Source organism: Streptomyces sp. SID11385 (assembly GCF_010548245.1).
GTDB lineage: Bacteria > Actinomycetota > Actinomycetes > Streptomycetales > Streptomycetaceae > Streptomyces.
The window spans coordinates 1-7879 of sequence record NZ_JAAGLR010000509.1 but is presented as its reverse complement, the minus strand read 5'-3'; the positions used below and the strand labels follow the sequence as shown (position 1 = coordinate 7879).

At 74.8% G+C, this 7879-nt stretch carries 7 protein-coding genes; 2 read left to right on the top strand and 5 right to left on the bottom strand.

Annotated features, from left to right (window positions below):
• Positions 1-344: 344 nt before the first annotated feature.
• The 3 genes from G3I42_RS15830 to G3I42_RS15820 form a co-directional block, all read right to left on the bottom strand.
• Positions 345-770 (bottom strand): OsmC family protein, encoded by a 426-nt coding sequence (locus tag G3I42_RS15830; RefSeq protein ID WP_164286490.1) that lies wholly within the window; start codon positions 768-770, stop codon positions 345-347.
• A 78-nt stretch (positions 771-848) separates the two neighbouring features.
• Positions 849-2927: a phage holin family protein gene (locus G3I42_RS15825; RefSeq protein WP_203606872.1), complete on the bottom strand. Its 2079-nt coding sequence runs from the start codon at positions 2925-2927 to the stop codon at positions 849-851.
• 263 nt (positions 2928-3190) lie between these two features.
• Entirely contained in the window at positions 3191-3595 is a 405-nt protein-coding gene (locus tag G3I42_RS15820; RefSeq protein ID WP_164286486.1) for a hypothetical protein, read from the bottom strand.
• 167 nt (positions 3596-3762) lie between these two features.
• Here G3I42_RS15820 and G3I42_RS15815 point away from each other — a divergent pair, with 167 nt between their 5' ends.
• Together G3I42_RS15815 and G3I42_RS15810 are read left to right on the top strand one after the other, a co-directional pair.
• Complete coding sequence (locus G3I42_RS15815) at positions 3763-4533, top strand: MBL fold metallo-hydrolase (protein ID WP_164286484.1); 771 nt, start codon at positions 3763-3765, stop codon at positions 4531-4533.
• A 104-nt stretch (positions 4534-4637) separates the two neighbouring features.
• Positions 4638-5282: a VTT domain-containing protein gene (locus G3I42_RS15810; protein ID WP_164286492.1), complete on the top strand. Its 645-nt coding sequence runs from the start codon at positions 4638-4640 to the stop codon at positions 5280-5282.
• 95 nt (positions 5283-5377) lie between these two features.
• Here the strand turns inward: G3I42_RS15810 and G3I42_RS15805 are convergent, their stop codons facing one another.
• Positions 5378-6691 (bottom strand): hypothetical protein, encoded by a 1314-nt coding sequence (locus tag G3I42_RS15805; protein WP_164286482.1) that lies wholly within the window; start codon positions 6689-6691, stop codon positions 5378-5380.
• Between the two features lie 63 nt (positions 6692-6754).
• The gene (locus tag G3I42_RS15800; RefSeq protein ID WP_164286481.1) at positions 6755-7807 is read right to left on the bottom strand and encodes an MBL fold metallo-hydrolase; all 1053 of its coding nucleotides are present in this window, start codon (positions 7805-7807) and stop codon (positions 6755-6757) included.
• Positions 7808-7879: the final 72 nt, after the last annotated feature.

The window sequence follows — 7879 nt, the reverse complement described above, 5'->3', positions numbered from 1 at the left end:
GGCGTCGGCGGGCGGGGCCTCGGCGCGCGCGGGCTGTGCCGCGTACGCGCTCTGGAGACCGGCGCCGGTGCCGAAGAGAGTGAGCGTCAGGGCGAGGGCGCCGAGAACCCGGGAACGGGGGGCGCGGGAGCGGGGGGTTCTGGAGCGGGTGGGGCGTGGGGGCACGTAACTCCTCCTCGGGAGGGCCCCGGGGGTGGGGCCGCACCTCACCTTCGCGCGTCCGGCACCCGCGCACCAGGGATGCCAGTGGACACACCATTGAACAGTGCGTGACGCGGCGATCCCGGCTGCCCCCTGCGAGCGGGGGCGGCCAGGACCGGGCGCGGCGGGCGGCTGAGGCCCGATCAGCAGAGCTTCGCCGAGAGGCTGATGGTGGTGCCGGCCAGGGCCTGGCTCACCGGGCAGTTCGCCTTGGCGTCGTTGGCGGCGGCGGTGAAGCCCGCCTCGTCGATGCCGGGCACGGTGCCCTCGACGGAGAGGTGGATGCCGGTGATGCCGGTGCCGGGCTGGAAGGTGACGTCCGCCGAGGTGATGAGGCGGGTCGGCGCGTGACCGGCCTGGGTGAGGCCGTTGGAGAGGGCCATCGAGAAGCACGAGGAGTGCGCGGCGGCGATCAGCTCCTCCGGGCTGGTCTTCCCGTTCGGCTCCTCGGCGCGCGAGGGCCAGGAGACGGGGGTCGAGCCGACGCCGGAGGAGTCGAGCGTGACGGTGCCGCTGCCCTTGAGCAGGTCGCCTTCCCAGACGGTGTGCGCGGAACGAGTGGTGGCCACGGTGCGGTCCTTTCGCGAGCGAGGGCCCCGGGGGCGGGGCCGGTCCGCCCCGGCGGGGGCGGGCCGTGGCCTATACGATCACATTCCGCCCGCGCGAGGCGGAGTTGGCGGCACCGGTACGGGTGCGGCAGCGGCCTCGGCGGGGCGGCTGGGCAGCGGGATCTGCGGGCCGTGGCTCTCGCGCAGCCAGCGCCGCAGGACCTCGTGGACCCGTTCGGCGCCGACGAGTTCGCCGCCCTCGGCGACCGGGGCGCTCAGCGCCAGCGGCGAGAGCAGGAAGGGCCGGGACTGGTCGCCGCCGAGCCCGCCGTGCGAGCCGATCTGCTCCTCGAAGGCGAGGACTTCGCCGGTCTCCGGGTCGTACCAGGAGTTGACCATGATGTCCGCGCAGTGCGGGAAGGAGTCGGTGCGCCGCACGGCCTCGGCCGCACCGGGCCCGAAGGCGGCGAGCGGCCCCAGCTCCTCGGCCGTCGGGTGCGCGCCGAGGTCCTTGAGGCGCACCTCGGCCCCGTACGCGCCGAGCACGACGCCGCCGTGCTCCGCGTCCCGGACGAGCAGGAAACCGACCCCCGGGTGGTGCGCGAGCGTCGAGAGCAGCGCGGGGTGGCGGCGGTCGATCTCCTGGCGCGTCATGCGGTGCGGGACGTCGGGGAAGGAGACGAGGCCGAGGTTGCCGGAGGCGAGGACGACGGGCTCGGAGCGGCGCGGCGAGGCGTGGTGCTCCTCGGCGCGCTCCTCGACGGGGCGGTGCAGCGCGGCCCGGACCGCGGCGCGCGCCTCGTTGCCCGAGTGCGTACGGCGCACCTTGCGCGGCACGGGCAGTCCGCAGCCCGCCCGCACCAGCTCGCCGAGGCTGAGCCCGTACCGCATCCGGAAGGTCTCGCCGGGGCTCTGGCCGTGGTCGGACAGGAGGACGATCCGGTAGGGGCGCGGGGCGAGTTCGGCGACCTTGAGGACGAGGGCGAGGGAGCGGTCGAGGCGGCGCAGGATCTGCTCGGCGTCGCGGCTGCGCGGGCCCGAGTGGTGCGCGACCTCGTCGTAGGCGACGAGGTCGGCGTAGATCGCGGTGCGGCCGGCGAGCAGGTCGCCCATGACGGCCGCGACGACGACGTCCCGTTCGACGACGGTCGCGAAGGCGCGGACGAAGGGGTAGAGGCCGCCGCGGCCCATGCGGGGGCGTTCACGGCGCAGTCTCGCGCGCGTGGACTGGGACATCTCGCGAACGACCTCGGCGACGAAGGACAGCGCGGTGCGCACCGCGTTCGCGGGGTCGCTGAAGTACGCGAAGTACCCGGCGCGCGAGCGGGTCGCCTTGCCGCGCCGCACCGCGACGGACAGGACGAGCGCGAGCTGGTCGGCGCCGCCGCCGAAGAGGTTGCCGCGGCTCGCGCCGTCCAGGCTCAGCAGGCCGGAGTCGCCGGTGCGCTCGACGGCCCGGCGTTGCAGTTCGGCCGCGCTCGCCGGGCGGTTCGACACGACGACCTCGCGGGTCTCCTTCTCGTACCAGCGGAAGGCGGGGACGTCGAAGTTGCTGCCGTGCAGGATGCCGAGCTGGCTCGCGCCCGTCTGACTCGACCAGTCGGTGCGCCACGGCGTGACGCGGTGGGTCGGGAAGCCGCCGAGGAGTCCGGCGACGGTCGGCATGACGCCCTTGCCGACGGCGTCCATGAGGACGTCGTGGCCGAGGCCGTCGAGCTGGAGGAAGACCGTGCCCGGCGGGGCCGGGGTGCCGCTGGGGCGGCCGTAGCGGCGGTAGGCGAGGCGGTGGAGGCGGCGGCGGTAGGCGTTGTCGTCCCGTACCGCGAGCGCGCCCCCGGTCGCCGAGGCGACGGCCGACATGACGGCGGCGACCACGACGGCGGTCTCCGGGTTGACCTCGCCCCTGTTCACCGGGACGAGCCGCAGCGCGAGGAGCAGCAGCGAGCCGTTGAGGAAGAAGACGAGCACCGCGAGGACGAACGCGGGCACGAGCAGCAGCGTGCGCACGAGCAGCGGCCACACGAGGGCGCCGAGCAGCCCGAAGACCCCGGCGCCGAGCGCGGCCGTGGAGGCGATGCGCGTCGCGCTGTCCCCGTCGGCCGACTGGAGCTTGAAGTCCGGCAGCAGCCCCGCGAGCACCAGCATCGTCAGGGTGCTCACCCCCCAGACCGCGAACATCCGCAACACGGCGCTCCCGGCCCCGCGCCACCTCTCCTCTTTCACCGCTCACCTTTTCCTCACGCGGTCCGCGCGGAACGCCCGCGGACCGTCCCCCCACCTTCGCACACCGCGCTCTGCCGCTTTCCCGCCCGTCGCGGGTCCGGGGCGGGGGTCCCCGCCCGGAAGGACGCGCGAGGACGGCGCCGGGGTTCAGCGGCGGTCGCGGCCGAAGTCCGGCGGGCGGTCGCGGCCGAAGTCCGGAGGGCGGTCGCGGGCCGGGTTCAGCGGCCGTCGTAGCCCGCGGTCGGCATGGAGAGCCTGCGGTGGATGCGGGCCTTGTGGGCGGCGTCGTAGCGCGGCTCGGGGAGCGCGGCGAGCGCGAGCGGGATGCCGCGCAGCTCGCACAGCGCGCGGAACTCCTCCGCCGGGCGCACGGCCTCGGCGAGCGCCGCCGCCTCCGCGACCACGAAGAGATCGGCCTCGCCCCGGTCGACCGGGTCCCACAGCGCCTCGTGCCCGGGGGCGAGGCCGTGCGCGAGCACTTCGCGCACGAGGGTGTGCCCGCGCGCGGCGGCCCACTGCGCGCAGTGCGCGAACTGACTGCGGATGTCGACGAGGTACGGCTGTGTGTCGAGCCGTTCCAGGGGTACGAGGGCGGCGATCGCCACCGCGCGGTGCCCGTTCACAGCACTCCCCCGTTCCGCTCCGGGGCCGGTGTCCCCCACCCCCGTGTGGACGGCGCCCGCGGGGCACACGTCCGGATGAGTGCCGACTCTACTGGAGCCCTTAGGCTCGACGGGAGCCCGCGGACGGCGAAGCGGCCCCGCGGCGGTGGCGAGGAGGAGCGGCGACGGTGGAGATCACCTGGTGGGGACATGCGACCTGCACCGTGGAGGACGCGGGGACACGGCTCCTCACCGACCCGGTGCTCGTGCGGCGGCTCGCCCATCTGCGCCGCCGTCAGGGGGCGCTGCCCCCGCCCGTCGTGCTGCGCGCGGACGGGGTGCTCGTCTCGCACCTGCACAGCGACCACCTGCACGTGCCCTCGCTCGCGCGCCTCGCGCCCGGGACGGTGGTGCTGCTGCCGCGCGGCGCGCTGCGGGCGGTGCCGGGGCTCGGGCGGCGGCTCGCGCGGCTCGAACTCGTCGAGGTCGCCCCGGGCGACAAGCAGCGGATCGGCGGGCTCGACATCCGCGCGGTCCACGCCCGGCACGACGGGCGGCGCTTCCCCGTGGGCCCGCGCCAGGCACCCGCGCTCGGCTACGTCATCAGCGGCACGGCACGCACCTACTTCGCCGGGGACACCGGGCTCTTCTCCGGGATGGCGCGCGAGACGGGCCCCGTCGACGTCGCACTGCTCCCGGTGGGCGGCTGGGGGCCCGGGCTCGGGCACGAGCACCTCAACCCGGAGCGTGCCGCGCTGGCGCTGAGCGCTCTGCGACCGCGCGCCGCCGTTCCCGTGCACTTCGGCACGTACTGGCCGATCGGCCTCGACGCGGTGCGCCCGCACGAGTTCCACTCGCCCGGCGTCGACTTCGTACGGCAGGCGGCGCAGCTCGCGCCGGACGTCGCGGTGCACCTGCTCGGGCACGGCGAGAGCGTGCGCCCGGAGGTGGCGCGGTGACCGCGCGCGGGACGGCCTGGGACCTGGCCGTGGAGAACGCGCGGGGCGCGGCGTGGGACGGGGCGCGGGCGCTCTCGCAGGCGGCGGACCGCGTCGCGGACAAGGTGCCGGGGGTGACGCAGCAGGCGGTGGGCTATCCCTCGCTCTTCCTGCTCGTCCTGCTCGGCGCGCTCGTCCCCGTGATACCCACCGGCGTGCTCGTCAGCTCGACCTCGGTGGTCGCCCTGCACCACAACCCCTTCAACCTGCTCCTCGTCTTCGGGACCGCGGCGCTCGCCGCGTTCCTCGGGGACGTGGCCCTCTACTGGCTCGGGCAGCGCGGAATGCGCTCGAAGAACGGCTCGCGCTGGCTCGACGCCCTGCGCGACCGGGCCCCCGCCGACCGCCTGGCGCAGGCCCGGCGCGGACTGGAGCACCGCCGCGTCCCGCTGCTCGTCCTCTCCCGCCTCGTCCCGGGCGGCCGTATCCCGGTCATGCTCGCGTGCCTCATGGCGGAGATGCCGCTGCGGGTGTTCGTCCGCGGCAACGCCCCGGCGTGCCTCGCCTGGGCGCTCACCTACCAGCTGGTCGGCATCCTCGGCGGCTCGCTCTTCCCCGAACCGTGGCAGGGCGTCGTCGCCGCGGTCGTGCTGACGCTGCTGATCAGCGGCGGGCCGCCGGTGTGGCGGCGGCTGCGCGGGACGCGGGGAGCGGACGAAGGGGGCGGGGCGGGGGCGGAGGACGCCGAGGAGGGGCGGGCGCGGGCCTGAGCACGGACGGAGCCGTACGGGAGGCGGGGCGGCGGGCCCGCGAGGCGTGTCGCCCGGCCCCGTAGCTGCCTGCGGCCCGTACCGCCCCCGGCCCGTCAGCTCTTGGCGGCGGTGTCGCCGAACTGGAGCTTCATCTGTGCCTGGATCTGCTTCTCGATCTCGTCGCCCATCGGGCCGTTCTCCCAGTCGGCGCCGAACTGCTTGTCCATCTCCTTGCGGAGCTGCTTCTCGAACTCCTTGCGGAAGAGCGGGTCGTTCTTGAACTCGTCCTCGTCGAGAGGACTCGCGGCGTCGGTGCCGTCCTTCGAGAGCTCGTCGACGTCCGCCGGGTCGCCGCCGAGGAGGAGGCCCGGGTCCATGCCGAAGACCGTGCCCTTCTTGCCCTGGGGCAGCTCCTTCGCCCCGGCGGGAGCGGCGATCTTCCCCGGATCGGCGAAGCGGAGCACGAGGTCGACCTTGTCGCCCTTCTTGATCCCGTCGCCCGGCTCGGCGAACTGGGTGACGTCGAGGGTGATCCCGGAGAGCGCGCCGTCCTTCAGAGCGAAATCGACCCCCGCCTTGCGGTGGGGGATGTCCTTGAGGTCCTTCTCCGTGGGGAGGCCGGGCAGCTTGCCCGCCGGAAGGTCGTCGGCCACGCCGCGAAGCGCCCCGACGACATCGGTGAGCAGGGCGCGGGCGGGGGCCTCGGCGCGGATGTGCTCGGTGCCGTCCTTCTTCCCCTGGTCGTCGAAGGTGACCCGGCGGGCGAGGATCGACTTGAGGTCGGTCTTCAGCTTGCGCTCGGTCTTGGGCGAGACCTGCTCGTCGGACTTCCCGTCGTCACTCGCCAGGCTCTTCAGCGCGTCGGTGTCGGTCTTGACCCACTTCCCCTCGAACAGGTCCTTGAGCGGGCCCATGCCTTCGGGCAGTTCGTCCGCGCCGGGCATCGGCTCGTCGAAGGTGTCGCCCAGCTTCGGGAGGTCGGCCCGCAGGTAGAAGGACTTGTCGATCATGCGGATGTCGAGCAGTTCCTCGCCCTTTCCGGAACCCAGCGAGAGGGCCACGGCCTTCATGTCCTTCTCCCCGGCCTCGGAGAGCGGCTTGGATGCCTGCACCGAGAGGGAGACACGCATCTTCGCGACCGCCTTCGCGGCCTTGGGCGAGAGCGCGTCCTCGGGGTCCTCGGACTTGTCCGTGCGCTGCAACACCTCTGGGTCCGCGTCGAACCCGAACTCGACGGTCAGCGCGCGCTGCTCACCGAGCTTGTCGGCTGCCTTCTGGATCTTCTGCGCTGCGCTCAGGTTCTCGACGGTGCCGCAGGCGGCGATCCCGGTGAGGGCGAGCGCGGCGGAGGTGGCGACGACGAGCGTGGTACGGCGTGCGGCGTTAATGGTCTTCCCCTGTCTTCGTGATACACACAGGAGACTCACCGAGGCTTCACACGGTTGTACGAATTCGAGACTACGAACGCGTAACGACCGGCGCGCGCGGTTTCACCGCGTCCCCGTCCCGCCCTCCGGCTGCCGTTCCAGGACGCGCGAGGCGCCCACCGGGAGGTCCCACAGGTCCGCGCGGGGGCGCCCGGCCGCGTGCCAGGCGGCGCGGGTGCGCAGGAGCGGTTCGAGCACGGGCTCGGCGGAGAGCAGGAAGGTGCCCCAGTGCATGGGGGCCATCCGGGCCGCGCCGAGGTCGCCCGCGGCGCGTACCGCCTCCTCGGGGTCGCAGTGCACGTCCCCGAGGCACCAGCGCGGGTCGTAGGCGCCGACCGGGAGGAGCGCGAGGTCGATGCCGGGCAGGCGGCGGCCGATCTCGGCGAAGGCGGGGCCGTACCCCGTGTCGCCCGCGAAGTACAGGCGCGGGCCGCCGCCGGGGGCGGTGAGGACCCAGCCGCACCACAGGCTGCGGCAGGTGTCGGCGAGGCCGCGTTTGGACCAGTGGTGGGCCGGTACGCAGTCGAAGCGGACGCCGTCCAGGACGGCGGCCTCCCACCAGTCCAGCTCGGTGACCCGCGTGAAGCGGCGCCGCCTGAACCACGGGGCGAGCCCGGCGGGGCAGAAGACGGGCGTGGACCGGGGCAGGCGGCGCATCGTGGGGGCGTCGAGGTGGTCGTAGTGGTTGTGGCTCAGGACGACCGCGTCGACGCGGCCGAGCGAGGCCCACGGCACGCCGACGGGGGTGACGCGGGCGGGGGTGCCGAGGATGCGGCGCGACCACACGGGGTCCGTGAGTACGGTGAGGCCGCCGATCCGTACGACGAAACTCGCGTGCCCGGCCCACGTGACGGCCAGCTCGCCGGGACGGGGCACCGGCGGCGGCGCGGGCGCGCACGGAATGCGCGGCACGTCCACGAGCCCCGCGGGCCCCGGCCGCACGGCGCCCTCCCGCACCAGCCGCGCGTACGCCCGGAGCCCGGGCAACGGCGCGCTGAGCCGGTCGCTGAAGTCTCTTGGCCAGCACCGGCGTTCACCGAGCGGCCGGGGCTCGGGCAACGGAGGAACCGCGGGGCGGACGGGCGGGCGCGAGGGATTCGGCGGCGCGGGGGTCATACGAGGGCCCCGCTGACACCGGCCGCCGTACCGGTCGCACCGTCCGCCACCCCAGCCGCCCCAGCCGCCCCG

Excerpts from the sequence above, each read along its gene's own strand:
- G3I42_RS15800 (WP_164286481.1), bottom strand. The coding sequence starts at position 7,807 with ATGACCCCCGCGCCGCCGAATCCCTCGCGCCCGCCCGTCCGCCCCGCG.
- G3I42_RS15825 (WP_203606872.1), bottom strand. The coding sequence starts at position 2,927 with ATGTTCGCGGTCTGGGGGGTGAGCACCCTGACGATGCTGGTGCTCGCG.